This window comes from Mycobacterium sp. IS-1264, from assembly GCF_001954195.1.
GTDB lineage: Bacteria > Actinomycetota > Actinomycetes > Mycobacteriales > Mycobacteriaceae > Mycobacterium.
Window position 1 is genome coordinate 50,443 of the sequence record NZ_MBES01000058.1, and the last position, 24,363, is coordinate 74,805.

26 protein-coding genes and 1 pseudogene are annotated in these 24,363 nt (G+C 67.2%); 24 read left to right on the plus strand and 3 right to left on the minus strand.

Going from position 1 to position 24,363, the window contains the following annotated elements:
• The first annotated feature begins 4 nt into the window (after positions 1-4).
• From mftE to mftG, 3 genes are read left to right on the plus strand one after another with little or no spacing between them, the layout of a single operon-like run.
• Positions 5-736 carry a mycofactocin biosynthesis peptidyl-dipeptidase MftE gene (gene mftE / locus A5744_RS12735; protein ID WP_076061486.1) on the plus strand — a complete coding sequence of 244 codons (732 nt, stop codon included), beginning with the start codon at positions 5-7 and terminating at the stop codon, positions 734-736.
• A complete protein-coding gene (mftF, locus tag A5744_RS12740; RefSeq protein WP_076061488.1) occupies positions 733-2,142 on the plus strand; it encodes a mycofactocin biosynthesis glycosyltransferase MftF in 1,410 nt (469 codons plus the stop codon). Before mftE ends, mftF begins: the two co-directional genes overlap by 4 nt.
• A 19-nt stretch (positions 2,143-2,161) precedes the next feature.
• Complete coding sequence (gene mftG / locus A5744_RS12745; RefSeq protein WP_076061490.1) at positions 2,162-3,601, plus strand: mycofactocin system GMC family oxidoreductase MftG; 1,440 nt, start codon at positions 2,162-2,164, stop codon at positions 3,599-3,601.
• Between the two features lie 236 nt (positions 3,602-3,837).
• On the opposite strand, the gene A5744_RS24810 is transcribed toward mftG, so the two are convergent.
• A complete protein-coding gene (locus A5744_RS24810; protein WP_205866305.1) occupies positions 3,838-4,143 on the minus strand; it encodes a hypothetical protein in 306 nt (101 codons plus the stop codon).
• 117 nt (positions 4,144-4,260) lie between these two features.
• Positions 4,261-5,865 carry an MFS transporter gene (locus A5744_RS12755; RefSeq protein WP_076061493.1) on the minus strand — a complete coding sequence of 535 codons (1,605 nt, stop codon included), beginning with the start codon at positions 5,863-5,865 and terminating at the stop codon, positions 4,261-4,263.
• Positions 5,866-6,018: 153 nt separating this feature from the next.
• Between A5744_RS12755 and A5744_RS12760 the strand changes: the two genes are divergently transcribed.
• From A5744_RS12760 to A5744_RS12835, 15 genes are all read left to right on the plus strand, one after another.
• Positions 6,019-6,630 carry a TetR/AcrR family transcriptional regulator gene (locus tag A5744_RS12760; RefSeq protein WP_256385487.1) on the plus strand — a complete coding sequence of 204 codons (612 nt, stop codon included), beginning with the start codon at positions 6,019-6,021 and terminating at the stop codon, positions 6,628-6,630.
• A gap of 392 nt (positions 6,631-7,022) precedes the next feature.
• The gene (gene rpsJ / locus A5744_RS12770; protein WP_003873519.1) at positions 7,023-7,328 is read left to right on the plus strand and encodes a 30S ribosomal protein S10; all 306 of its coding nucleotides are present in this window, start codon (positions 7,023-7,025) and stop codon (positions 7,326-7,328) included.
• Positions 7,329-7,342: 14 nt separating this feature from the next.
• Positions 7,343-7,996, plus strand: coding sequence for a 50S ribosomal protein L3 (gene rplC / locus A5744_RS12775; protein ID WP_076061497.1), 654 nt, complete (start codon positions 7,343-7,345; stop codon positions 7,994-7,996).
• Complete coding sequence (gene rplD / locus A5744_RS12780) at positions 7,996-8,658, plus strand: 50S ribosomal protein L4 (protein WP_076061499.1); 663 nt, start codon at positions 7,996-7,998, stop codon at positions 8,656-8,658. The genes rplC and rplD overlap by 1 nt, the downstream gene beginning before the upstream one ends.
• Positions 8,659-8,961 (plus strand): 50S ribosomal protein L23, encoded by a 303-nt coding sequence (gene rplW / locus A5744_RS12785; protein WP_076061501.1) that lies wholly within the window; start codon positions 8,659-8,661, stop codon positions 8,959-8,961.
• Positions 8,962-8,990: 29 nt separating this feature from the next.
• A complete protein-coding gene (gene rplB, locus A5744_RS12790) occupies positions 8,991-9,833 on the plus strand; it encodes a 50S ribosomal protein L2 (RefSeq protein WP_076061503.1) in 843 nt (280 codons plus the stop codon).
• Positions 9,834-9,845: 12 nt separating this feature from the next.
• The gene (rpsS, locus tag A5744_RS12795; RefSeq protein ID WP_007167837.1) at positions 9,846-10,127 is read left to right on the plus strand and encodes a 30S ribosomal protein S19; all 282 of its coding nucleotides are present in this window, start codon (positions 9,846-9,848) and stop codon (positions 10,125-10,127) included.
• Positions 10,124-10,732 (plus strand): 50S ribosomal protein L22, encoded by a 609-nt coding sequence (gene rplV / locus A5744_RS12800; protein ID WP_076061505.1) that lies wholly within the window; start codon positions 10,124-10,126, stop codon positions 10,730-10,732. The genes rpsS and rplV overlap by 4 nt, the downstream gene beginning before the upstream one ends.
• Positions 10,732-11,559, plus strand: coding sequence for a 30S ribosomal protein S3 (rpsC, locus tag A5744_RS12805; RefSeq protein WP_076061507.1), 828 nt, complete (start codon positions 10,732-10,734; stop codon positions 11,557-11,559). The genes rplV and rpsC overlap by 1 nt, the downstream gene beginning before the upstream one ends.
• Before the next feature lie 3 nt (positions 11,560-11,562).
• On the plus strand, positions 11,563-11,979 hold the full coding sequence (gene rplP, locus A5744_RS12810) for a 50S ribosomal protein L16 (RefSeq protein ID WP_076061509.1): 417 nt from the start codon (positions 11,563-11,565) through the stop codon (positions 11,977-11,979).
• Positions 11,979-12,212: a 50S ribosomal protein L29 gene (gene rpmC / locus A5744_RS12815; RefSeq protein WP_076061511.1), complete on the plus strand. Its 234-nt coding sequence runs from the start codon at positions 11,979-11,981 to the stop codon at positions 12,210-12,212. Before rplP ends, rpmC begins: the two co-directional genes overlap by 1 nt.
• The gene (gene rpsQ / locus A5744_RS12820) at positions 12,209-12,607 is read left to right on the plus strand and encodes a 30S ribosomal protein S17 (protein WP_139331329.1); all 399 of its coding nucleotides are present in this window, start codon (positions 12,209-12,211) and stop codon (positions 12,605-12,607) included. The genes rpmC and rpsQ overlap by 4 nt, the downstream gene beginning before the upstream one ends.
• 157 nt (positions 12,608-12,764) lie before the next feature.
• Entirely contained in the window at positions 12,765-15,113 is a 2,349-nt protein-coding gene (locus A5744_RS12825; protein WP_240563030.1) for an arylsulfatase, read from the plus strand.
• Positions 15,094-15,738: a hypothetical protein gene (locus A5744_RS25035; RefSeq protein ID WP_240563031.1), complete on the plus strand. Its 645-nt coding sequence runs from the start codon at positions 15,094-15,096 to the stop codon at positions 15,736-15,738. The genes A5744_RS12825 and A5744_RS25035 overlap by 20 nt, the downstream gene beginning before the upstream one ends.
• A 53-nt stretch (positions 15,739-15,791) precedes the next feature.
• Positions 15,792-16,712 (plus strand): DUF4436 domain-containing protein, encoded by a 921-nt coding sequence (locus tag A5744_RS12835; protein ID WP_076061517.1) that lies wholly within the window; start codon positions 15,792-15,794, stop codon positions 16,710-16,712.
• A gap of 1 nt (position 16,713) precedes the next feature.
• On the opposite strand, the gene pstS is transcribed toward A5744_RS12835, so the two are convergent.
• A complete protein-coding gene (gene pstS / locus A5744_RS12840) occupies positions 16,714-17,835 on the minus strand; it encodes a phosphate ABC transporter substrate-binding protein PstS (RefSeq protein ID WP_076061519.1) in 1,122 nt (373 codons plus the stop codon).
• Positions 17,836-18,036: 201 nt separating this feature from the next.
• Here pstS and A5744_RS12845 point away from each other — a divergent pair, with 201 nt between their 5' ends.
• The 6 genes and pseudogenes from A5744_RS12845 to A5744_RS12870 all read left to right on the plus strand — a co-directional run bounded on the left by A5744_RS12845 (position 18,037) and on the right by A5744_RS12870 (position 24,309).
• Positions 18,037-18,978: a DUF4436 domain-containing protein gene (locus A5744_RS12845; RefSeq protein WP_076061521.1), complete on the plus strand. Its 942-nt coding sequence runs from the start codon at positions 18,037-18,039 to the stop codon at positions 18,976-18,978.
• Between the two features lie 30 nt (positions 18,979-19,008).
• Positions 19,009-19,905 (plus strand): formylglycine-generating enzyme family protein, encoded by an 897-nt coding sequence (locus tag A5744_RS12850; protein WP_076061523.1) that lies wholly within the window; start codon positions 19,009-19,011, stop codon positions 19,903-19,905.
• Positions 19,906-20,114: 209 nt separating this feature from the next.
• Positions 20,115-21,107, plus strand: coding sequence for a DUF4436 domain-containing protein (locus A5744_RS12855; RefSeq protein ID WP_076061524.1), 993 nt, complete (start codon positions 20,115-20,117; stop codon positions 21,105-21,107).
• Positions 21,108-21,409: 302 nt separating this feature from the next.
• Positions 21,410-22,249, plus strand: coding sequence for a DUF4436 domain-containing protein (locus tag A5744_RS12860; RefSeq protein ID WP_076061526.1), 840 nt, complete (start codon positions 21,410-21,412; stop codon positions 22,247-22,249).
• A gap of 36 nt (positions 22,250-22,285) precedes the next feature.
• A pseudogene (locus A5744_RS12865) lies at positions 22,286-23,757 on the plus strand (HNH endonuclease signature motif containing protein).
• A gap of 15 nt (positions 23,758-23,772) precedes the next feature.
• Positions 23,773-24,309 carry a DinB family protein gene (locus A5744_RS12870; RefSeq protein WP_076061742.1) on the plus strand — a complete coding sequence of 179 codons (537 nt, stop codon included), beginning with the start codon at positions 23,773-23,775 and terminating at the stop codon, positions 24,307-24,309.
• Positions 24,310-24,363: the final 54 nt, after the last annotated feature.

Consider the following 24,363-nt stretch of genomic DNA (forward strand, 5'->3'; position numbering starts at 1 on the left):
CCAGGTGAATTCGTCCTACCATCAGCCAGTGCCCGCACTCGGCGAATTAGGAACTGTGACGTCGAGCCAGCTATTAAACACCTCGCCGCCGCTATTTATCCCGCTGGGATCGACCGAACAGCACGGTCCACACCTGCCGCTGGATACCGACACCAGGATCGCGACCGCGGTCGCCCGGGGGGCTGCCACGCGGCTCGGGCAAGAGTGGTTGGTGGCTCCGGCCATCGCCTATGGCGCCAGCGGCGAGCATCAAAGTTTCGCGGGAACGATCTCGATCGGCACCGAGGCCCTGACGATGATGCTGGTGGAGTATGGCAGGTCAGCCGCGTGCTGGGCCCGGCGCCTGGTCTTTGTCAACGGCCACGGCGGCAATGTCGGCGCACTGAACAAGGCGGTGGCCACGCTGCGCGCCGAAGGCCGGGATGTCGGGTGGTCGCCATGCGCCGCCGCGGGTGGTGATGCCCATGCGGGCCATACCGAAACGTCACTGTTGCTCCATATCTCGCCGACCGACGTGCTGACCGGCCGGTGGCTGCCGGGCAACCGTGCGCCCCTGCCCGAGTTGCTCGAACCGATGCGCCGCGGCGGAGTCGCGGCGGTCAGCCGCGTGGGTGTGCTGGGGGACCCGACCACCGCCACCGCCGCCGAGGGCAAGCGCATCTTGGCGGAGATGGTCGACGGGTGTGTGCGTCGAGTCGCCCGGTGGGCGCCCGGGCCCGACGGGATGCTGACATGAGTGGGCCCCGCCTCCCGGACGGGTTCGCCGTCCAGGTCGATCGCCGCGTGCGGGTGCTCGGCGATGGCTCGGCCCTCCTGGGTGGCTCGCCGACCCGTCTGCTGAAGCTGGCACCCGCCGCTCAGGACATGCTCGCCGATGGCCGGCTGAAGGTCCGCGACGACCTCAGCGCCCAGCTGGCGCGCACCCTGCTGGACGCCACGGTGGCCCATCCGCGGCCCGCGGGTGGGCCGTCGCACCGCGACGTAACCGTGGTAATTCCGGTGCGGAACAACGTTTCTGGTGTCCGTCGCCTGGTAAGCTCGCTGCGCGGGCTGCGCGTCATCGTGGTCGACGACGGCTCGTCACCCGCCATTGAGCCCGAGGACTTCGTCGGCGCCCACTGCGACATCGAGGTGCTGCGCCACCCGTATAGCAAGGGCCCGGCGGCGGCCCGCAACACCGGGCTGGCCGCCTGCGCCACCGACTTCGTCGCCTTCCTGGACTCCGACGTCTCGCCGCGCCGCGGCTGGCTGGAGGCCTTGCTCGGTCATTTCTGCGACCCCACCGTCGCCCTGGTCGCGCCGCGCATCGTCGGCCTGTCCCACAGCGAGAACCTGGTGGCGCGCTACGAGGCCGTGCACTCGTCGCTGGACCTCGGGGAGCGCGAAGCCCCGGTGTTGCCCCACAGCACGGTGTCGTATGTGCCCAGCGCGGCGATCATCTGCCGCCGCTCGGCGATCGGCGATGTCGGGGGATTCGACGAGTCCATGCAGTCCGGCGAGGACGTCGACCTGTGCTGGCGGCTCATCGAAGCGGGCGCGCGGCTGCGCTACGAGCCGATCGCGCTGGTCGCCCATGATCACCGCACCGAACTACGGGATTGGTTGGCGCGCAAGGCTTTTTACGGCGGCTCGGCGGCCCCGCTGTCGGTGCGCCACCCGGACAAGACGGCGCCGGTGGTGATATCCGGCTGGGCCCTGATGGCATGGATACTCATGGCCCTCGGGACGAGCCTTTCGCGGATGGCGTCGCTCGTGGTCGCCATCCTGACGGGTCGCCGGATCGCCAAAGCCATGCGCACCGCCGAGACCTCGGTCGCCGACGTGCTGCTGATCGCGGCCCGCGGCTTGTGGTCGGCGGCCCTGCAGCTGGCGTCGGCCCTGTGCCGGCACTACTGGCCCCTGGCGCTGCTGGCGGCCATCGTCTCGCGACACTGTAGGCGGGTCGTGCTCGTCGCGGCCGTCATGGACGGCGTGGTGGACTGGCTCAGCCGCCGGGACGCCAACGACGACGACGAGCCGATCGGGTTGCTGACCTACCTGTTGCTCAAGCGGGTCGATGACCTGGCCTACGGCCTGGGGCTGTGGTGGGGTGTAGTGCGCGAGCGCAACCTGCGCGCGCTCAAACCGCAGATCCGGAGTTAGCCGTCGCCTTGGCTTCGCCTTGAGTAGAGCCGTCCCGCACAGCGATGTGCTGATCGTCGGCGCGGGAAGTGCTGGATCGGTTGTCGCCGAACGTCTTTCCGCAGATCCCAGCCGCATGGTGACCGTCCTGGAAGCCGGGCCCGCGCTCGCCGATCCGCAATTACTGGCTCAGGCCACCAACGGGTTGCAACTGCCGATCGGGGTCGGCAGCCCGCTGGCGCTGCGCTACCTGACCCGGCTCACCGACCGGCACGCTCTCCAGCTGCCGATCGTGCGCGGATCCACGGTCGGTGGCTCGGGGGCGATCAACGGCGGTTACTTCTGCCGCGCGTTGCCGCGCGACTTCGATCGCGCCGCGATACCCGGCTGGGCGTGGTCGGATGTGCTCAGCCATTTTCGCGCCATCGAGACGGACCTGGATTTCGACGGTCCGGCCCACGGCGACAGCGGTCCCATCCTGGTGCGTCGAACACGCGAAATGACCGGCACCACTGAACTTTTCATCGCTGCCGCCGAACGTGCGGGCTTTTCCTGGATCGCCGACCTCAACGATTGTGGGCCGGAACTCGTCTCGGGCGTGGGCGCGGTCCCGCTCAACATCGTCGACGGCGTGCGCATCGGATCGGGTGTCGGATATCTGTTGCCCGCCCTTGGGCGGTCGAACCTGACCTTGCTGGCGGCGACGCGGGCCGCGCGATTGCGTTTCTCCGGTGCGGGCGTGGTGGGGGTGGACGCGATCGGCCCGGACGGGCCGATCAGTCTGAGCGCCGATCGAATCGTATTGTGCGCCGGCGCGATTCAGTCTGCCCACCTGCTGATGCTCTCCGGCATCGGCGACGAGTCGATGCTGCGCGCCGCCGGCGTGCCGCTGGTGGCGCCCCTACCGGTCGGAATGTTCTGCAGCGACCACCCCGAGTGGGTGCTGCCGACCAATTGGACGGTGGCCCCGGGCCGGCCCGTCGTGGAGGTCATCCTCAGTACCGCGGACGGGCTTGAGATCAGGCCATACACGGGTGGGTTCGTCGCCATGACCGGCGACGGCACCGCGGGCCATCCGGATTGGCCGCACATCGGGGTGGCGCTGATGGAGCCCCGCTGCCGCGGACGGATCACGCTCACCTCGCCCGACGCCCGCGTCGCGCCGCGGATCGAGCACCGCTACGACAGCGACCCCGACGACGTCGCGGCGCTGCGCCGGGGCAGCGAATTGGCACGCGAATTAGCCGGTGCGGCAACCCATGTCGGGTCGCCGGTGTGGTCGACGTCCCAGCACCTGTGTGCCAGCGCACCGATGGGCGCCGAGGGCGACCCGCGGGCGGTCGTAGATCACCGCTGCCGGGTGCGCGGCGTGGACAACCTATGGGTGATCGACGGGTCCGTCCTGCCCACGGTCCCCAGCCGCGGTCCGCACGCCACGATCGTGATGCTCGGGCACCGGGCGGCCGAGTTCGTTGAATGAGGGCGGGTCCCGGCCCGCTGAAAGTCGGGCCGGGCACGACCCGCCCTCGAGAGAGCGAACGTTCGTGCGGTCCACGTAGATGGCCACGACAAGTGGCGATGCGCGCGCAGGAGTGCGTCAGCGCGACTATGCGTCGCAATATTCGCGGACGGCGCGACGGCCGCTCCCTTTCGTTGTGTCGTGATTCTCTGTCCGATCACCCCCTCGCATGGTGAATACCGCTGGCAGGGTACGCATCACGACCGAATCGGAGGTGAGCGTTCCCGCGCCCAGACGGCGCCGACTGGGCGCCGCGGTCGCAGCCGGCCGTGCTGAGCGGTCAAGGGGTGTGACGTCGGCATGGTGGTGACCACGGTGCGAACTCGGCGCCGACTGCGCAGGCGTGCGCGAAGCCCACAGCTGGCATGGTGAACCGGCGCGCTCGAGCGCCTCAGGCGGATCCACTCGGCCTCCACAATCGCCGCCGCCTCGAACACCGCCGGGCATACCGGTTCAACCACCGCCGGCGCGTCGCCGCGCACCGTGGGCACGTCCATCAACATCACATCCACCCCACCTGCGAGATGATCTGTACCTGTCGATATATATTTCTGATACCAGAACAAACACATCGTTTCAAGTATCCGAACGAACTTAATTGGTGCCGGGTTAGCCGAGGCCTAGGGGCTCGTTGTTGTTCTCCCGCACAACATTTGGGAGCGGAGCCGGCGCACCGGCCGCAGCTGCCGACCGTCGCGTCCGGGGGCCCACAGCCCGATCAGGAGCGCGGCGAACGCGACTATCGCGGCCATCGTGATCGTGGAAGCGTGCATGGCCGCCAGGAATGCGGCCTTGCTGATCTCGGCCAACGCCGTCCCCTGCGGTCCGAGCCTGCCGGCCACTTCGACCGCTTTGGCCAGCGAGTCGGTAGCGGGGCCGCGGACCGGCGCGGGAAAGGTTGCCAGTTTCGGCGCGAGCTCGTGGGAATACCGCCCGGCCAGGATCGAGCCGGCCACGGCGATTCCCAGCGCCCCGCCCATCTCGCGCGACGTGTCGTTCACCGCGGAGGCGACGCCCTGCTTCTCGTCGGGAACCGCCCCCATGATCGCCGAGGTCGTCGGCGCGGTGCACATGCCGATGCCGGTGGCCAATATCAGTGTTGGCCAGGCAAATTCGACGTACGTCGAATGCAGGGTCAGAAAGGACATGCACGCGAAGCCAACCGCCATCAACAGCGTGCCGATGAATAACACAAGGCGCAGGCCCAACTTCGGCACATACCAGAAAGACAACGCGGAGAAAATGGCCAACGGGACCATGAACGGACCGAAGGCCAATGACGTCGTCAGCGCCGAGTAGCCCATGATCTGCTGGACGTACTGCATGCCGATGAAGAAGAACCCGAAGGTTGCGCCGAACAGAATGACGATCGCCGCGACACCGGTGGCGAAATTGGGATCGGCGAACAACCGAACGTCCAGCAGCGGGTGCCGCCTGCGCAGTTCGACCACCCCGAAAACCGCCGCGGCGACGACGCCCACGGCTATTCCGCCCCACACCAGCGGATCACTCCACCCGCGCTCGGGCGCGTCCAGAATGGCAAACACGGCGATCGCCACCGCCGCGCCGATGAGGACCGCACCGAGCCAATCGACTCGGGGAGCGTGGGTTTCGCGAGACGAGGACACCGTGCATCCGAGGGCGAAGATCAGCAGTCCGGCGGCGCCCAGCGACCAGAAGATGGCGTGCCAATCCCAAAACCGAAGCAGCAGACCGGAACCGAGCATGCCGAGGACTCCGCCGGAACCGGCCGTGCCGGCCCAGATACCGACGGCCTTCATCCGGTCTTCCTTCGGGTAGGCCACGGTCAGCAGCGACAGCGTCGCGGGCATCACAAAGGCGGCGCCGATACCGGCCACTGCCCGGCCCGCGATGATCTGCAGCGGATTGTGCAATATCGCCGGCGCCGCCGAGCCGAGTGCGAACACCACCAAGCCGGCGAGCAGCGCACCCCGCCGGCCATAACGGTCTCCGATCGCCCCGGCCGGAAGCAGCAGGCAGGCCAGCGCCAGCGTGTATCCGTCCACGATCCAGGTCAGTTGCGTCTGCGTCGCCGAGGTGGCCACCGCGAGGTCCCCCAGCGCGGTGTTCAGCGCGGTCATCGACCCGACGACCAGCGCGACACCCATGCAGGCGACGGTCAGCGTCCAAGTGCGCGCTCGGGGACTACCGCCGATGCTCGCCACATCAGTACGCTGGTCAGGCCGGATAAGTGTTGCGACCATAGAAAAGCGCCTCCCCTCGGGGCGTAGAGGTTTTGAGACTAATGGTCTTGTACGTAGACCGATAGTCTTGTTTTCAAACGGTTTCAAACAGGGAGGTGGCTCACAATTACCGAGGCGACTACCGATCCCCGTCCCGCGCGGTCCCGGGCTCGCTTGCTCGAGGCCGCGGCGGCGCTGCTGCGCTCGGGGGGTCCCAGCGCGGTGACCGTCGATGCGGTCACCCGAAGCGCCAACGTAGCGAGAGCCACTCTGTATCGCCACTTTCCCAGCGGAAACGATTTGCTGGCGGCGGCGTTCAACAGCCTCATACCGCCGTCACCGGCGCCCCCGGACGAGGGCTCCCTGCGGGATCGGCTGATCGCGATCGTGCTCGCTCAAGCCGAAGCGGTGGCCCAGGCGCCGGCCGTCATGACCGCCATGTCCTGGTTGGCCCTCGGGCGCGACCTCGAAGAGATGCCGGGGCCCCGGCACGCCCGCGGCGCCGACAGCTCCTCGATCACCACGTTGCGGGAACGCATCGCCGCGCAGTACGCGGCGCCGTTCGACGCCGTATTCGACAGCCCGGAGGCCGCCGCGGAGCTCGGGGAAGTCGACCGATCGCGCGCCATCGCGCTGCTGATCGGCCCGCTGGTGCTGGGGCGCTTGTCCACCCTGCCGGACTTCGACTACCGGGAGTGTGCGCGCGCCGCCGTCGACGGCTTCCTGCACGTTCAGCGGGCGCAGCACAGATCCGCCGCGGCGAGTGCCGAATCGGAGGGCGCCTGACCCCGATTCGGCCGCGGCAAACGGGGGTCTGACCACCGGATTCACCGCCGGACGGGGCCATGCCGGCGAGGTTTGCCCGAGATTTGGCCAGAGCCGCGGTCGTCAGGCATACTGTTCGGGTTGCCTTGCGCCGGGTTCACGCCTGGCCGGGCATACGACCAGCGCCCAACCGGGCGCGTCCGGTCCCATCCTTGGAACGCGACTATTTGGCCGCGAACGAGGCTGCGTCAGGGTGACACACCCGACCGCGGGGGCCGGTGGACCACGACAGGTAAACAGCGGCGCAGTATCCGGCGCGACGCTCGATCGGCCCTGACCGGCCGGGTCGATTCGGCGCGCCGGGGGCACCAGGTCCGGACCCGGACCTTAAGTGGAGTGAGGGTAGGAGAAGCGTGGCGGGACAGAAGATCCGCATCAGGCTCAAGGCCTACGACCATGAGGCTATCGACGCATCGGCGCGAAAGATCGTCGAGACCGTCGTCCGTACGGGTGCCAGCGTCGTAGGGCCGGTGCCGCTGCCGACTGAGAAGAACGTGTATTGCGTCATCCGCTCTCCGCATAAGTACAAGGACTCGCGAGAGCACTTCGAAATGCGGACGCACAAGCGGTTGATCGACATCCTCGATCCCACGCCGAAGACCGTTGACGCGCTCATGCGCATCGATCTTCCGGCCAGTGTCGACGTCAACATCCAGTAGGAGATCCAGAACTCATGGCAAGAAAAGGCATTCTGGGTACCAAGCTGGGCATGACGCAGGTGTTCGACGAGAACAACCGGGTCGTCCCGGTGACCGTGGTCAAGGCGGGCCCGAACGTGGTGACCCGCATCCGCACGCCGGAGCGCGACGGCTACAGCGCCGTGCAGCTGGCGTACGGGGAGATCAGTCCGCGCAAGGTCAACAAGCCGGTGACGGGCCAATACAGCGCGGCGGGCGTCAACCCGCGCCGCTTCCTGGCCGAGCTGCGCCTGGACAACCCGGACGCGGCGGCCGAATACGAAGTCGGCCAGGAGTTGACGGCCGAGATCTTCGCCGACGGTGCCTATGTCGACGTGACGGGCACGTCCAAGGGCAAGGGCTTCGCCGGAACCATGAAGCGGCACGGCTTCCGCGGTCAGGGCGCCAGCCACGGCGCCCAGGCGGTGCACCGGCGGCCGGGTTCCATCGGCGGCTGCGCCACCCCGGCGCGTGTCTTCAAGGGAACCCGCATGGCCGGCCGGATGGGCAATGACCGGGTGACCGTGCAGAACCTGTTGGTGCACAAGGTCGATACCGAGAACGGCGTGCTGTTGATCAAGGGCGCGATCCCCGGCCGCACCGGTGGACTCGTGATGGTTCGCAGCGCGATCAAACGAGGTGAGAAGTGATGGCAGCCAACACCCTGAAGATCGACGTCAAGACGCCCGACGGCAAGGTCGAGGGCTCCGTCGAGCTGCCCGCCGAATTGTTCGATGCGCCAGCCAATATCGCGCTGATGCACCAGGTCGTCACCGCCCAGCGGGCGGCGGCCCGGCAAGGCACGCACTCGACCAAGACGCGCGGCGACGTCCGCGGCGGCGGCCGCAAGCCCTACCGGCAGAAGGGAACCGGACGGGCCCGGCAGGGTTCGACGCGGGCCCCGCAGTTCACCGGTGGTGGTGTCGTGCACGGCCCCAAGCCGCGCGACTACAGCCAGCGCACGCCCAAGAAGATGATCGCCGCTGCACTGCGCGGGGCGTTGTCCGACCGGGCACGCAACGGGCGCATCCACGCGGTCACCGAACTGGTGTCGGGTCAGACCCCGTCCACCAAGAACGCCAAGGCATTTCTGGGCACCCTCACCGACCGCAAGCAGGTGCTGGTCGTCATCGGCCGCAGCGACGAGGCCGGTGCGAAAAGCGTGCGCAACCTGCCCGGTGTGCACATCCTGGCGCCCGATCAGCTCAATACCTATGACGTGCTTCGCTCCGACGACGTGGTGTTCAGCGTTGAGGCGCTGCGCGCCTACATCGCCGCCGGCACGAGTTCTGCCGAGGAGGTAACGGCGTAGATGGCGACCATCACTGACCCCCGCGACATCATCCTGGCTCCGGTCATCTCCGAGAAGTCCTACAGCCTGCTCGATGACAACGTGTACACCTTTGTGGTGCACCCGGATTCGAATAAGACGCAGATCAAGATCGCCGTCGAGAAGATCTTCTCGGTCAAGGTCGCATCGGTGAACACGGCGAACAGGCAGGGCAAGCGGAAGCGCACCAGGACCGGTTACGGAAAGCGCAAGAACACCAAGCGCGCCATCGTCACGCTGGCGCCGGGCAGCAAGCCGATCGACCTGTTCGGAGCACCGGCCTAGCCGCGCGCGAGAGAAAGACACGATTAGACATGGCAATTCGCAAATACAAGCCGACGACCCCGGGCCGTCGCGGCGCCAGCGTGTCCGATTTCGCCGAGATCACGCGGTCGGAGCCGGAGAAGTCGTTGGTGCGCCCGCTGCACGGCCATGGTGGGCGCAACGCCCACGGCCGCATCACCACCCGCCACCGCGGTGGCGGTCACAAGCGCGCCTACCGGGTGATCGACTTCCGCCGCAACGACAAAGACGGTGTCAACGCCAAGGTCGCGCACATCGAGTACGACCCGAACCGCACCGCGAACATTGCGCTGCTGCACTTCCTCGACGGCGAGAAGCGCTACATCATTGCCCCGCAAGGACTCTCGCAGGGTGACGTGGTGGAATCCGGCGCCAACGCCGACATCAAGCCGGGCAACAACCTGCCGTTGCGCAACATCCCGGCCGGCACCTTGGTGCACGCCGTGGAGCTGCGGCCGGGCGGTGGCGCGAAGCTCGCGCGGTCGGCCGGGTCGAGCATCCAGCTGCTCGGCAAGGAGGGCAGCTACGCGTCGCTGCGCATGCCCAGCGGCGAGATCCGCCGGGTCGACGTGCGCTGCCGCGCAACGGTCGGCGAGGTGGGCAACGCCGAGCAGGCAAACATCAACTGGGGCAAGGCGGGTCGCATGCGGTGGAAGGGCAAGCGTCCTTCCGTCCGGGGTGTGGTCATGAACCCGGTTGACCACCCGCACGGCGGTGGTGAGGGCAAGACCTCCGGTGGCCGTCACCCGGTCAGCCCGTGGGGTCAGCCCGAGGGCCGCACCCGCCACCCGAATAAGCAAAGCAACAAGCTCATCGTCCGGCGCCGGCGCACCGGCAAGAAGCACTCGCGGTAGGAGTAGCGAACCATGCCACGCAGCCTGAAGAAGGGTCCGTTCGTCGACGACCACCTGCTCAAGAAGGTGGACGCGCAGAACGAGAAGAACACCAAGCAGGTCATCAAGACCTGGTCGAGGCGTTCGACGATCATTCCGGACTTCATCGGCCACACCTTCGCCGTGCACGACGGGCGCAAGCACGTCCCGGTGTTCGTCACCGAGGCGATGGTCGGCCACAAGCTCGGTGAGTTCGCGCCGACGCGAACCTTCAAGGGGCACATCAAGGACGACCGAAAGGCCAAGCGTCGATGAGCACCACTACGGAATTTCCCTCGGCGGTCGCCAAGGCGCGATTCGTCCGGGTGTCGCCGAGAAAGGCGCGCCGGGTCATCGACCTGGTTCGCGGCCGCTCGGTGGCCGACGCGCTGGACATCCTGCGCTGGGCACCGCAGGCCGCGAGCGAACCGGTCGCCAAGGTGATCGCCAGCGCCGCGGCCAACGCGCAGAACAACAACGGGCTGGACCCGGCGACCCTGGTGGTCGCCACCGTCTACGCCGACGAGGGCCCGACTTCCAAGCGCATCCGTCCGCGCGCCCAGGGCCGCGCGTTCCGAATCCGCAGGCGCACCAGCCACATCACCGTTGTGGTGGAGAGCCGTCCGGCCAAGGACCAGCGGTCCGCGAAGTCGACCAGGGCGCGCCGCGCCGAGGCCAGCAAGGCCGCCGCGAAGGCCCCGGCGAAGAAGGCCGCCGCCAAGAAGGCGCCGGCCAACAAGGCTCCCGCCAAGAAGGCTCCCGCGAAATCGGCGGCCAAATCCCCGGCCAAGAAGGCTCCCGCCAAGAAGGCGGCGGCTAAACCAGAGGCCAAATCCGCGGAAGCCGGAGAGACTTCTGAAGCGAAGGGAGGCTCCGACTAGTGGGCCAAAAGATCAATCCGCACGGCTTCCGGCTCGGGATCACCACCGACTGGAAGTCGCGCTGGTACGCCGACAAGCAGTACGCGGAGTACGTCAAGGAAGACGTCGCGATCCGTCGGCTGCTGTCCACCGGCCTGGAGCGCGCCGGGATCGCCGACGTGGAGATCGAGCGCACTCGCGACCGCGTCCGGGTGGACATCCACACCGCGCGTCCCGGCATCGTCATCGGCCGCCGCGGCACCGAGGCCGACCGGATCCGCGCCGACCTGGAGAAGCTGACCGGCAAGCAGGTGCAGCTCAACATCCTCGAGGTCAAAAACCCTGAGTCGCAAGCACAATTGGTGGCTCAGGGCGTCGCCGAGCAGCTGAGCAACCGGGTGGCGTTCCGCCGCGCGATGCGCAAGGCCATCCAGTCGGCGATGCGTCAGCCCAACGTCAAGGGCATCCGGGTGCAGTGCTCCGGCCGCCTCGGCGGCGCGGAGATGAGCCGCTCGGAGTTCTACCGCGAGGGCCGCGTGCCGCTGCACACCCTGCGCGCCGACATCGACTACGGCCTCTACGAAGCCAAGACCACCTTCGGCCGGATCGGCGTGAAGGTGTGGATCTACAAGGGCGACATCGTCGGCGGCAAGCGCGAATTGGCCGCCGCAGCACCGGCCGGCGCCGACCGTCCGCGCCGCGAGCGGCCGTCGGGCACCCGCCCGCGCCGCAGTGGCGCCTCGGGCACCACGGCGACCAGCACCGAGGCCGGCCGCGCTGCGGGCGCCGAGGAAACCCCCGCCCCCGAGGCCGCGGCGCCCGTTGAACCGCAGAGCACGGAGAGCTGAATCATGTTGATTCCCCGCAAAGTCAAGCACCGCAAGCAGCACCATCCCCGCCAGCGCGGCATCGCCAGCGGCGGTACGCAGGTGAACTTCGGCGACTACGGAATCCAGGCCCTCGAGCACGCCTACGTCACCAACCGGCAGATCGAGTCCGCGCGTATCGCGATCAACCGCCACATCAAGCGTGGCGGCAAGGTGTGGATCAACGTCTTTCCCGACCGCCCGCTGACCAAGAAGCCCGCGGAGACCCGGATGGGTTCGGGTAAGGGTTCGCCGGAGTGGTGGATTGTCAACGTCAAGCCGGGCCGGATCCTGTTCGAGCTCAGTTACCCGAACGAGCAGACCGCCCGTGCGGCGCTCACCCGCGCGATCCACAAGCTGCCGATCAAGGCACGCATCGTTACCCGAGAGGATCAGTTCTGATGGCAGTGGGAATTTCGCCTGGCGAACTGCGTGAGCTCACCGACGACGAGTTGACCGAGCGCCTGCGCGAATCCAAGGAGGAGCTGTTCAACCTCCGCTTCCAGATGGCGACTGGGCAGCTCAACAACAACCGCCGGCTGCGGACCGTGCGCCAGGAAATCGCGCGCGTCTACACCGTGCTGCGGGAACGAGAACTGGGCCTGGCTTCCGGGCCCGACGGTAAGGAATCGTGATGGCAGAATCCAAGACCGCGTCCAAGGCCGCCGCAAAGAAGGCCCCGGCGAAGGCGGCGGCGAAGGCCGCTCCTAAGCGCGCCGCCGCGCAGGACACCGCGGCGAAGGACAAGGGCCCCAAGCACACGCCGGCCGCCCCGAAGACCCGTGGCCGGCGCAAGACGCGCATCGGTTACGTGGTGAGCGACAAGATGCAGAAGACCATCGTGGTCGAGCTGGAAGACCGCATGCGGCACCCGCTGTACGGCAAGATCATCCGAACCACCAAGAAGGTCAAGGCGCACGACGAGAACAGCACCGCCGGCATCGGAGACCGGGTCGCGCTGATGGAGACGCGTCCGATCTCGGCGACCAAACGCTGGCGGCTCGTCGAGATCCTCGAGAAGGCCAAGTAGTCCCGAACGAACCCTCGGCGAGCAGTCGCAAAAGTCCCCATTTTGGACCGAGAATGGGGGCTTTTGCGTCTTCTCACAAATCTCAGCCGATTGATAACTGGCGCGTGTAATGTCCTCGGACGTTCGGTAAGTCACTACGAGGATGAGGCTGGCGGCCATGACCGAGTTTCAGGGCAAGATCGAGCTGGATATTCGCGATTCGGAGCCGGACTGGGGTCCGTACGCCGCGCCGACCGCGCCGCCGAACTCGCCGAACATCCTCTATCTGGTCTGGGACGACACCGGTATCGCGACCTGGGACTGCTTCGGCGGCCTGGTCGAGATGCCCGCCATGACGCGGATCGCCGAGCGCGGGGTGCGCCTGTCCCAGTTCCACACCACCGCGCTGTGCTCACCGACCCGCGCGTCGTTGCTGACCGGTCGCAACGCCACCACCGTGGGCATGGCCACCATCGAGGAATTCACCGACGGCTTCCCCAATTGCAACGGTCGCATTCCGCCCGACACCGCACTGCTGTCCGAAGCGCTCGCCGAACGCGGCTACAACACCTATTGCGTCGGCAAGTGGCATCTGACTCCGCTCGAGGAGTCCAGCATGGCGTCGACCAAGCGGCACTGGCCGACCTCGCGCGGTTTCGAACGGTTCTACGGATTCCTCGGGGGAGAGACCGACCAGTGGTATCCCGACCTGGTGTACGACAACCACCCGGTGAATCCGCCGGGCACACCGGAAGATGGCTATCACTTGTCGAAGGACATCGCCGACAAGACCATCGAATTCATCCGCGACGCCAAGGTGATCGCGCCCGACAAACCGTGGTTCAGCTATGTGTGCCCCGGCGCCGGACACGCGCCGCACCACGTCTTCAAGGAATGGGCCGACAAATACGCGGGCCGGTTCGACATGGGTTATGAGCGCTACCGCGAGATCGTGCTGGAAAAGCAGAAGTCGATGGGGATCGTGCCCCCGGACACCGAATTGTCGCCCGTCAACCCGTATTTGGACGTGACGGGACCGCAGGGCCAGGCGTGGCCGATGCAGGACACGGTGCGGCCGTGGGATTCGCTGGGCGACGAAGAGAAAAAGCTGTTCAACCGGATGGCCGAGGTGTTCGCCGGCTTCCTCAGCTACACCGATGCCCAGATCGGCCGAATCCTGGACTATCTCGAGGAGTCCGGCCAGCTGGACAACACCATCATCGTGGTGATCTCCGACAACGGCGCCAGCGGCGAGGGCGGTCCGAACGGATCGGTCAACGAAGGGAAGTTCTTCAACGGCTACATCGACACGGTCGAAGAGAGCATGAAGCTGTTCGACAACCTCGGCGGGCCGGAGACCTACAACCATTACCCGATCGGTTGGGCGATGGCCTTCAACACGCCCTACAAGCTCTTCAAGCGCTACGCCTCGCACGAAGGCGGCATCGCCGACACCGCGATCATCTCCTGGCCCGACGGTATTGCCGCACACGGCGAGGTCCGCGACAACTACGTCAACGTCTGCGATATCACGCCCACGGTCTACGACCTGTTGGACATGACGCCGCCGGAGTCGGTCAAGGGCATCCCGCAGAAGCCGCTGGACGGCGTGAGCTTCAAAGCGGCCCTTGCCGATCCGAACGCCGACACAGGGAAGCAGACCCAGTTCTACGCCATGCTGGGCACCCGCGGAATCTGGCACCAGGGCTGGTTCGCCAACACGATCCACGCGGCGACACCGGCGGGCTGGTCGCATTTCGACGCCGACCGCTGGGAGCTGTTCCACATCGAGGCCGATCGCAGCCAATGCCACGACCTGGCCGCCGAGCAACCCGAGAAGCTGGAAGAGCTTAAGGCGCTGTGGTTTTCCGAGGCTGACAAGTACAACGGCCTTCCGCTGGCCGATCTGGACCTCATGGAAACGCTGACACGTTTCCGCCCCTACCTGGTCGGCGAGCGGACCAGCTACACCTACTATCCGAACTGCGCCGACGTCGGCATCGGCGCCGCCGCCGAGATTCGTGGCCGGTCGTTTGCCGTGCTGGCCGATGTGACCATCGATACCACCGGCGCCGAAGGCGTTCTTTTCAAGCAGGGCGGCGCCCACGGAGGGCATGTGCTGTTCATCCGGGACGGGCGCCTGCACTACGTCTACAACTTCCTCGGCGAGCGGCAGCAGCTGGTTTCGTCGTCGGACCCGGTTCCGCTGGGCCGGCACGTGTTCGGCGTCGGCTATCTGCGGACCGGAACCGTCGCGAACAGCCACACCCCGCTCGGTGACCTCACGCTGTTCGTCGACGACAAGGAAGTCGGCACGCTCGCCGATGTGAGCACCCATCCCGGAACGTTCGGGCTGGCCGGTGCCGGCATCACGGTCGGGCGCAACGGCGGTTCGGGAGTGTCCAGTCGCTACAAGGCGCCGTTCGAGTTCACCGGTGGCACCATCAAGCAGGTCGACGTCGACCTGTCCGGCCGGCCCTACATCGACGTGGAAGCCGAAGTTGCGCTTGCGTTTTCGCGCGACTGAACTGGGCATCGGCCTGCTTTGCCTGTGCGTGGGCGTGGCGGTGGGCTGCGAGCGGACCACCGGTGGCACCGCCCCGGTGACATCCAGACATCCCGACCCGGCCGAGCCCGTACCGGGCGTCGAAGTCACCCTGCCCGACCACATCCCGCCGAACGCCGTCGCGTGCATGCCGCCACCGCCGACCAGCGGAAGCATGGCCAGGGCGGCGGTGGCGGATCCGGTGGCACCGATGATCGTCACGCCGCTGCCGGACGGCTGGAACTCGACTTCCGGCAGCGGCGACGTGGCGCTGACATCGACCGGCCCCGAAGGGATGTCGGTGAAGGTGACCATCACCCCGACGGACCTCGATCCCGGGGGAGCGTTCCTGCGCTACGCCGCCGACCTGCGCACGGCCAAGCCCGGCGTACGCCTCACCGTCGCACCGGCTCAGTTCTGCGGCTACAGCAGCCAGCTGCTGAACGGCATGGGGTCGGGCACTGCCTTCGCCGATCGCATCACCCACATCTGGACCAACACCAGGGCGTACCTGGTGGTCATCCATCTTGAAGGCCCCGCGGGCGCGCCCGGCTTCGATGCGGCGAAATCCACGGTGACGCAGCAGTTCGCGGTCGTAATCCCCTGAAAGTCCGTTTTCGTTGTTGGGCCGCTGCTAGCATCTGGCCCCGTGATGCCTCTATGACCGCCGGACCTCTGCCGCCGCCGGCGCCGGCCGGGGGGCGCGGCCGCCAGCTCGCGATCGCGTTCGCGATCCTGGTGGCCGTCATCGTCGTCTATGTCCTTTCGCTGATCGCCGTGCACCTGCTGGCCAAGTCGGCGCCCCCGCTGCCCGCGGTGGACCTGAGCAAGGTCGAGGCCGAGGACAGCGTCGTGCAGGTGCGCCTGGAGAAGCTGGATACCGTCGCCAACCGCTTGACGGTGAATGTTCTTGTCTATCCGAAGGATTCGCTGTACGACAAGAACTTCGGGGTGCTCACCACCGATGCCGCGGTTCGGCTGTATCCGGAGAACGACCTGGGGGACCTGCAGTACCCGGTGGGCAAGGCGCCGGCGCAAGTCAGCACCACCATCGGCGCGCAGGGTGATCCCGGAAACTGGCCGTTCGACTCCTACAAGACGGAGGTCATCGCGGCCGACGTGTTCACCGGCTCCGGCCCCAACCGCGAAAAGGCGCCCGCCCGTGTCGAAGCCACCGGGAAGCTCGACGGCTGGGACGCCACCGTCACCCGCGTCCACGATCCCGACGATGCCAACCCCAACGTGCAGGACAACGTGATCATCACGTTGCATAGGGCCAAGGGGCCGCTGATCTTCGACGTCGGCATCTGCCTGGTCCTGATCGCCCTGCCCGTGCTGGCGTTGTGGGTGGCCATTCCCGTGGCGTTGGGCCGGACCGCCTTCTTACCGCCGATGACAACCTGGTACGGCGCGATGCTGTTTGCGATTGTCCCGCTGCGAAACATCTTGCCCGGCAGCCCACCGTACGGTTCGTGGATCGACCAAGCCGTCGTGCTGTGGGTGTTGATCGGGCTGGTGGTCGCGATGGCGCTCTTCCTGGTCGGTTGGTGGCGCCAACGGGAGCGACGGCAAAAGCCCTGACCTACTGTGGGTTCGGTGCTCCGGTGATGGCGTCGACGGCGCTGGATACCCGTGCCTGGAAGTCGGACGACAGCGGGATGTAACCGCTTTTGTTGAGGTCGATCTGGCCGGGGCCGATGGCTGCCTGCAGAAATGCCTTGACCGCCTGGGCCACATCGGGGCTCGGGTAGGTGGAGCAGACGATCTCGTAGGTGGCCAACACGATCGGGTAGACGTCGGGCTGGGCGGGGTTGTAGAACGACGAAAGGTCGAGGACGAGGTCGTTGCCGTTGCCGATGATTTTGGCTCCGGTGATGGTCTTGCCGACCGTGTCGGTGCCGATCCGGACCGGGCGCAGCGACCTACGGCTCGCCGGAGTTTTGATCTCGGCGGCGTAAAGCCCTTGCTGCAGCGCGAAAGACAACTCGTTGTAGCTGATCGCGCCCTCGGTGGTTTTCACGGCCGCCGAGGTGCCGACGTTTCCCGCGGCGCCGGTGCCGACCCCGCCGTTGAACATCTTGCCCGCGCCCTTGCTCCACGCACCGCCCGACGCGGCCTGGAGGTAGGACTGGAAGTTGTCGGTGGTGCCGGATGCGTCGCTGCGATAGATGACCCGGATGTCCTCCGCCGGCATGGATGCGTTGAGCGCCGTTAGGGCCGGGTCGTCCCAGCGCGTGATGGTGCCGTTGAAGATCTTTGCCAGCGTGGGAGCGTCGAGCACCAACGAGTCGACGGAGCTGAGGTTGTAGGTGATGGCGAGGGGGCTGAAGACCACCGGCAGGTTCCAGGCGTCGGCGCCTCCGCATCGCTGCTTGGCGGCGGCGTATTGGTCGCCCGAGAGGGGCGTGTCCGATCCACCGAAATCGGTTTTGGCACTGAGGAATTCGCTGATTCCCGCGCCCGAGCCGTTGGCCGTGTAGTTTAGCGTCTGCCCGGAGCAGACCTTTGTGTAGGCCGCGACGAATCGGGTCATCGCATGGGCCTGCGCGGTCGAGCCGCTGGCGGCCAGGGCCTGCTTGCCGCCACAGTCCACCTTGGCCCCGGCGGCATACGCCAGGGTCGCATGGGAGTTGCTGCAGGCGGTGAGGGCGATGGCGCCCGCCGCGAGCACGCTCACGGCGGCGGCTGATCGCTTGTGCTTCACAGGCAGACATTTACCGCGACCGGATTAACAGGCAAACCAACACCGGATGAACGGGTTCGCTGAGAGGGTCGGCGGGTTGCCGGAAATTGCCTATTGATCGCGGAAATTTCGATTGCCCGCGCGGACCGCACCGGTTCGCTAACATCGAATCCTCGTGTGCTCGCCCACCGGGCTGCCGCAACCTCACGGAGGTCTTGACCGATGACCCACCAAGCTCCACCAGCGCCACCGCCCTCGACGCCTCCCACGCCGACGCCCGAGGCCGCGCCCGATGCTCCACCCAAACGGGGGGGACGGCGCACGCTGTTGGTGATCGGCATCCTGGTGGCATTCATCATTGTCTACGGCCTGTCGCTCTTCGGCGTCCACTTGCTGTCCAAATCGGCGGCACCGATCAAGCCGCCGGACTTGAACGCCACCGGCGACACCGTCGTGCTGGTGCGCCTCGAAAAGCTGGAAACCGTCGCGAATCGCCTCACGGTGAAGGTGCTGGTGATCCCCGAGGATTCCATGTTCGACAAGCGCCTCGACGTCCTCAAGACTGACACCGCGGTGCGGATGGACCCTCCTAACGATCTCGGCGACCTCCAATACCCGGCGGGCAAGTCGCCCGCGCAGGTTGCCACCACGATCGAGGCGCATGGCGATCCGAACAACTGGCCGTTCGACTCTTACAGCACAGACACCCTGTCGGCGGAGGTGCTCGTCGGGCAAGGCGATGCCCGCCAGTACATACCCGCCCGGGTGGAAGTGACCGGGGCACTGGACGGTTGGGACGTCAGCGTCCAGCGCGTGGGCGAGGCCAGCCAGGAGGCGGATCGCCCGGACAACGTCATCATCACGTTGCATCGCGCCAAGGGGCCGCTGATCTTCGACCTGGGCATTTGCCTGGTCCTGTTCGCCCTACCCACGCTGGCTTTTGCCGTGGCCATTCAAATCGCGCTGGGCAGACGGAAATTCGTGCCGCCCTTCGTGACGTGGTTCGCCGCCATGCTGTTCGCCGTGATCCCGATACGCAATTTCCTGCCGGGGTCTCCGCCGCCGGGCGCATGGATCGACCAGGTTCTGGTGATCTGGGTGCTGATGGCGCTCGTCGCTGCGATGGCCCTGTACATGTTCACCTGGTACCGACAATCGGACTGAGCCGCTTCGCGGCCGTCCTACCCTGAGGGAGTGCTCACCGAGCTAGTCGACCTGCCGGGCGGATCGTTCCGCATGGGCTCGACGAGCTTCTACCCCGAAGAGGCGCCGATCCACACCGTGACCGTCGCCGCATTCGCGGTGGAGCGGCACCCGGTGACCAATGCGCAATTCGCCGAATTCGTCGACGCCACAGGATATGTGACGGTCGCCGAGCAACCGATCGATCCGACGCTGTACCCCGGTGCGGACCCGGCCGACCTGTGCCCGGGAGCGATGGTTTTCCGCCCGACGCGGGGCCCGGTCGATCTGCGCGACTGGCGGCAGTGGTGGGGCTGGGCGCCGGGTGCGACCTGGCGCCATCCGTTCGGTCCCGAAGGCCCGGAAAGCACCGCCGACCGAGCCGATCACCCGGTGGTCCAGGTGGCCTATGCCGACGCCGCGGCCTACGCCCGATGGGCGGGGCGGCGGTTGCCGACCGAGGCCGAGTGGGAGTACGCCGCGCGCGGCGGCGCCACGACGACCTACGCGTGGGGCGACGAGGAGAAGCCCGGCGGCCGGCTGATGGCCAACACTTGGCAGGGCAGCTTCCCGTACCGCAACGATGGGGCGCTCGGCTGGAAGGGGACGTCGCCGGTGGGGACCTTCCCCCCCAACGGTTTTGGCCTCGTCGACATGATCGGCAACGTCTGGGAGTGGACCGCCACCGAGTTTTCCGCGCACCACCGGCTCGACCGGCCGCCGAAGGCCTGCTGCACACCAACGGGACCCGCCGATCCGGCCGTCAGTCAGACGTTGAAGGGTGGCTCGCACCTGTGCGCTCCGGAGTATTGCCATCGCTACCGTCCCGCCGCGCGGTCGCCCCAGTCGCAGGACACCGCGACCACCCACATCGGGTTTCGCTGCGTGGCCGATCCAGCGTCCGGCTAGCAACGTCGGGGGCACTCGCCGGTCGCGCCCGACTCGGGTCGTCCGTCCGGCAGGTGAACGGTGGATGTCCGGTGGGTGACGGAACCGCCATACGCACGCCGACATGCGATTTCGCCGCGCGGGCCGCGCGGCCGTTCGCTACCATCTGACGACGTGGCGCCCCGAAAAACTGGATCGCACCGGCCAGCTCCAGACCGGCTCCAGCAACGATGACCACGCAAGCGCGGCCGGCACCGCCCGCGGCCCCGTCGACGGACCAGCCGTCGCCGCCCGCCGTCTCGTCGACGGCGTCGTCGGGAAACGGGAAGCCACCGCAGAAGCCGAAACCCTCGAAACCGCGCATCGCGATCGGGGTGGGTGTCCTGGTGACCGTCGTCGCCGCCTACGCCCTGTCGCTGCTGGGCGTCCACTGGCTGGAAAGGTCGGAGGGGCCGCTGCCTCCGCTGGATCTGAGCCAGGGCGGGGGAGACGCGACCATCGTGCAGCTGCGCGTCGAGGAGCTGAAGCCGGTCGCACACCGCCTCTCGGTGAATGTGCTTGTGTATCCGGGAGTTTCGGCGTATGACAACCGCTACGACGTGCTCGGCACTGATGTCGCGGTGCGCCTGTATCCGACCAGCGACCTTGGGGACCTGCATTACCCGAGGGGAAAGGCGCCCGCGCAACTGAGCACCACCGTCGAGGCCCGCGGCGATCCCGGCAACTGGCCGTTCGACTCCTACCAGACCGAGCCGATCTCGGCCGATGCGTTCGTCGGAGCGGGCGACAGCCCCAAGAAAGTGCCCGCCCGCGTCGAGGTGACGGGGGAGCTGGACGGTTGGGACATCAGCGTCCACCGCGTCCACGACCCTGCCGCGCTGCCGACGTCTCGCGCCAGCGACAACGGAAATGTCGTCATCACCCTGCGAAGGGCCAAGGGGCCGTTGATCTTTGACCTGGGCATCTGCTTGGTGCTGATCAGCCTGCCTACCCTGGCGCTGTTGGTGGCCATTCCGATGGCCCTGGGCAGGAGAAAATTCCTGCCGCCGTTCGCGACCTGGTACGCCGCGAACCTGTTCGCCATCGTCCCGCTGCGCAACATCCTCCCCGGGGCCCCGCCGCCGGGCTCGTGGATCGACCAAGCGATCGTGCAGTGGGTGCTGATCGCCTTGGTGACGGCGATGAGCTTGTACATCTTCGCGTGGGTCCGGCAAGGGGACTGATTTTCGCGTGCGCCGGTGTCGGTGCTGTTAAATGCTTGTAAGAGCATAGTTTTACGCGCTGCTAGCAAACAGCTCCGTTGATAGCGTTTTACTTCGTGTCGGTGCTCAGAGACTTAGCTGCTGCCGCGGATGATCCCGCTGCCGAGGCGGCGGCCAAGTTCCTCGCGCCGGAAACCGTGGCGCCCGCTAGGGGCCCCACCAATGGCAGTGAAGCTCCGCCGGCCCCGCGACCCACTGCGACCCAGCAACAGGGACCGTCGCAGCCCGAGAAGACGGCGCATAAACCGCGACGACGACACCTCGTGCTCGATGTCTCCATCATCGTGGGAGTCGTGGTCGTCTACGTCCTATCCCTGCTCGGCTATCACTGGTTGGCCAGCGCCCCCGGTCCGTTGCCCGATCCGGACCTGAGCACCACCGACAACACCGTGGTGTTGGTGCGCTTGGAGAAGTTGGACACCATCGCAAAGCGCGTCGAAGTCAAAGTAGAGGTGATGCCGGACGATTCGATGGTCGACCATCGCCTCAATGTGTTGAACACCGACACGTCCGTGCGTTTCCTTCCGCACAACGACCTGGGAGACCTGCAATTCCCGGCCGGCAAGTCGCCGGCGCGGGTGACCACCACCATCGAGGTGCACGGCGACCCCGGTGACTGGCCTTTCGACTCATACCGGACCGATACCATCCAAGGCGACGTGCTCGTCGGAAGTGGCGAGAACCGTCAGTACATACCCGCCCGGGTCGAAGTGACCGGATCGCTGGAGGGCTGGGATCTCTCGGTCAGTCGAGTCGGGCGGGACAGCCACGACTCGGATCGCCCGGACAACGTCGTCGTGACGGTGAAGCGAGCCAAGGGTCCGCTGGTCTTCGACCTGGGTATCTGCCTGGTGCTCATCACGCTGCCGACGCTGGCACTGTTCGTGGCCATTCAGATGCTTACCGGCAGGCGACAATTCTTGCCGCCCTTTTCCACTTGGTACGCGGCGATGCTGTTTGCCGTCGTGCCGTTGCGCAACATCCTGCCCGGCACCCCGCCCGCTGGTTCGTGGATCGACCAAGCCGTTGTGATCTGGGTGCTGATTGCGCTGGCCACGGCTCTGGTGCTGTATATCGCCGCGTGGTACCGCCACTCGAGCTAGGGCGGGTTGTCGTAGGGACGTGCCATACTCGAACACATGTTCGATGGACGGCTGCACGAGTACTGGGAGCCCCCGCAGACCCAGGGCTCGCGGGCGCTGGTGGACCGCATGTGCGCCTCGTGGCGAGCCGAGGCCCGGGCGGCCGCGGCTCGGCTGGACGCCATTGGCGAACTGTTCGAGATGCGGCGGGCCCAGCGCGGCGAGCGGCCCGACTGGGCAGTGGACACGTGGGCCTCGGTGGGGGCCGAAGTGGCCGCGGCGTTTCGGATCAGCCTGGCGCTGGCCGGCAGCTTCATGCGGTACGCGCTGGCGATGCGCGAGCGACTACCGGAGGTGGCTGCGGTTTTTCGCGCTGGCGACATCGACTATCGGATGTTCCAGACACTGATGTATCGCACCGATCTGATCACCGACGCCGACGTGCTGGCGGCGGTGGACGCGACCCTGGCCGCCAATGTGGTGCGGTGGCCGTCGATGACCCAGGGCCGATTGGCCGGGCAGGTCGACAAGATCGTCGCCAGGGCCGACGCGGATGGGTGCGCCGGCGCCGAAAGAGCCAGGGCGACCGCGAGATCTGGATCGGCGATCGGGTCGCGGACGGAGTCTCGGAAATCCATGGCAGCATGCTGACCCCAGATGCGCACGCGCTGGACCAGCGGTTGAACGCGTTGGCCGCCACGGTATGTGAGCATGACCCGCGCAGCCAGCAGCAGCGCCGCGCCGATGCCCTCGGGGCGCTGGCCGTTGGGGCCGACCGGCTGGGATGTCGATGCGGGCGGCCTGATTGCGCCGCCCGAAAACGCCGGCCGGCCTCGCCGGTGGTGATCCACGTGATCGCCGAGCAGGCCACCCTCGACGGCCGCGGTAGCGCCCCGGGCTCGGAGCTGGGCGCCGACGTGCTGATTCCACCCGAGCTGCTGGCCGAACTAGCCAAGTCGGCCAAGCTGATGCCGCTCATCCACCCCAGCGATGCCCCACCCGAAAATGGTTATCTGCCCTCGGCCGCGCTGGCCGATTTCGTTCGGTGCCGGGACCTGACGTGCCGCTGGCCCGGCTGTGACCAACCGGCCGTCGACTGCGATGTGGACCACACCATCCCCTATAGCCAGGGCGGGCCCACCCACGCGAGCAACCTCAAGTGCTATTGCCGCACCCATCATCTGGTTAAGACGTTTTTCGGCTGGACCGAACAGCAGCTGCCCGACGGCACGCTGATTTTGACCTCGCCGGCCGGGCGGACATATGTCACCACCCCGGGCAGCGCGCTGCTGTTCCCCAGCCTGTGTCGCTCGATGGGTGGCATGCCCGCCGCCGAGGTCGACGTGCCCCAGGATTACTGCGCCGAGCGCACCGCGATGATGCCCAAGCGGCGGCGCACCCGCGCCCAGAACCGCGCGAGCGCCGTCGCCATCGAGCGCAACCACAACCGCCGGGCCCGCCTGGAGCGCCAGGTGCTTCTGGCCGGACCCGCCCCACCCCCGGAAGACGACGAACCGCCACCGTTCTAGGTGGAGGATGTTCCCATGCCCGCGCCGCTGCCGCCGCTCGCCGAGGAGGATCACGTCTGCGATGTCTGTGGGATCGCATTCGCCGAGACCCGGATCGACGACGCGCTCGGCGTCATTGCCGGCATACCGGACGCGGCGCGGGATGCCGCGCACGCGATACCCGCGGAGGCTCGCCGGGTTCGGCCCGGTCCCGGTGTGTGGTCGGTCAACGAGTATGTCTGCCACCTGCGGGACGTCTACGTGAGCTTCACCATCCGGCTGTACCGCGTCCGCACCGAGGACCAGCCGGCGTTCGAGCCGATGTACAACGACCTGCGGGCCCGTCGTTTCCGCTACAACGAGTGCGACATCGAAGCCACGCTCGACGAGCTGGCGAGGGCGGCGGCGGGTTTCCGCGACGAAATCGCACGAGTGCGCGACGACGGCTGGGACCGCGTGGGGTCTCGGTTGCCGGGGGAGATACGCACCGCGCGGTGGCTGGTGCGGCAGGCGATGCACGAAGGCGTTCACCACCTCGGCGACATCCGCGGCATCGGCGAAATCGCCCGCTGACGGCAATTCGCCGGCAAATTTGGCCCTGAGCTGGCCGTCCCCTAGACTCTAGGG

Excerpts from the sequence above, each read along its gene's own strand:
- mftF (WP_076061488.1), top strand. The coding sequence starts at position 733 with ATGAGTGGGCCCCGCCTCCCGGACGGGTTCGCCGTCCAGGTCGATCGC.
- A5744_RS24810 (WP_205866305.1), bottom strand. The coding sequence starts at position 4,143 with ATGTTGATGGACGTGCCCACGGTGCGCGGCGACGCGCCGGCGGTGGTT.
- A5744_RS12755 (WP_076061493.1), bottom strand. The coding sequence starts at position 5,865 with ATGGTCGCAACACTTATCCGGCCTGACCAGCGTACTGATGTGGCGAGC.
- rplC (WP_076061497.1), top strand. The coding sequence starts at position 7,343 with ATGGCAAGAAAAGGCATTCTGGGTACCAAGCTGGGCATGACGCAGGTG.
- rplD (WP_076061499.1), top strand. The coding sequence starts at position 7,996 with ATGGCAGCCAACACCCTGAAGATCGACGTCAAGACGCCCGACGGCAAG.
- rplW (WP_076061501.1), top strand. The coding sequence starts at position 8,659 with ATGGCGACCATCACTGACCCCCGCGACATCATCCTGGCTCCGGTCATC.
- rplB (WP_076061503.1), top strand. The coding sequence starts at position 8,991 with ATGGCAATTCGCAAATACAAGCCGACGACCCCGGGCCGTCGCGGCGCC.
- rpsS (WP_007167837.1), top strand. The coding sequence starts at position 9,846 with ATGCCACGCAGCCTGAAGAAGGGTCCGTTCGTCGACGACCACCTGCTC.
- rplV (WP_076061505.1), top strand. The coding sequence starts at position 10,124 with ATGAGCACCACTACGGAATTTCCCTCGGCGGTCGCCAAGGCGCGATTC.
- rplP (WP_076061509.1), top strand. The coding sequence starts at position 11,563 with ATGTTGATTCCCCGCAAAGTCAAGCACCGCAAGCAGCACCATCCCCGC.
- rpmC (WP_076061511.1), top strand. The coding sequence starts at position 11,979 with ATGGCAGTGGGAATTTCGCCTGGCGAACTGCGTGAGCTCACCGACGAC.
- A5744_RS12825 (WP_240563030.1), top strand. The coding sequence starts at position 12,765 with ATGACCGAGTTTCAGGGCAAGATCGAGCTGGATATTCGCGATTCGGAG.
- A5744_RS12835 (WP_076061517.1), top strand. The coding sequence starts at position 15,792 with ATGACCGCCGGACCTCTGCCGCCGCCGGCGCCGGCCGGGGGGCGCGGC.
- A5744_RS12845 (WP_076061521.1), top strand. The coding sequence starts at position 18,037 with ATGACCCACCAAGCTCCACCAGCGCCACCGCCCTCGACGCCTCCCACG.
- A5744_RS12855 (WP_076061524.1), top strand. The coding sequence starts at position 20,115 with ATGACCACGCAAGCGCGGCCGGCACCGCCCGCGGCCCCGTCGACGGAC.
- A5744_RS12870 (WP_076061742.1), top strand. The coding sequence starts at position 23,773 with ATGCCCGCGCCGCTGCCGCCGCTCGCCGAGGAGGATCACGTCTGCGAT.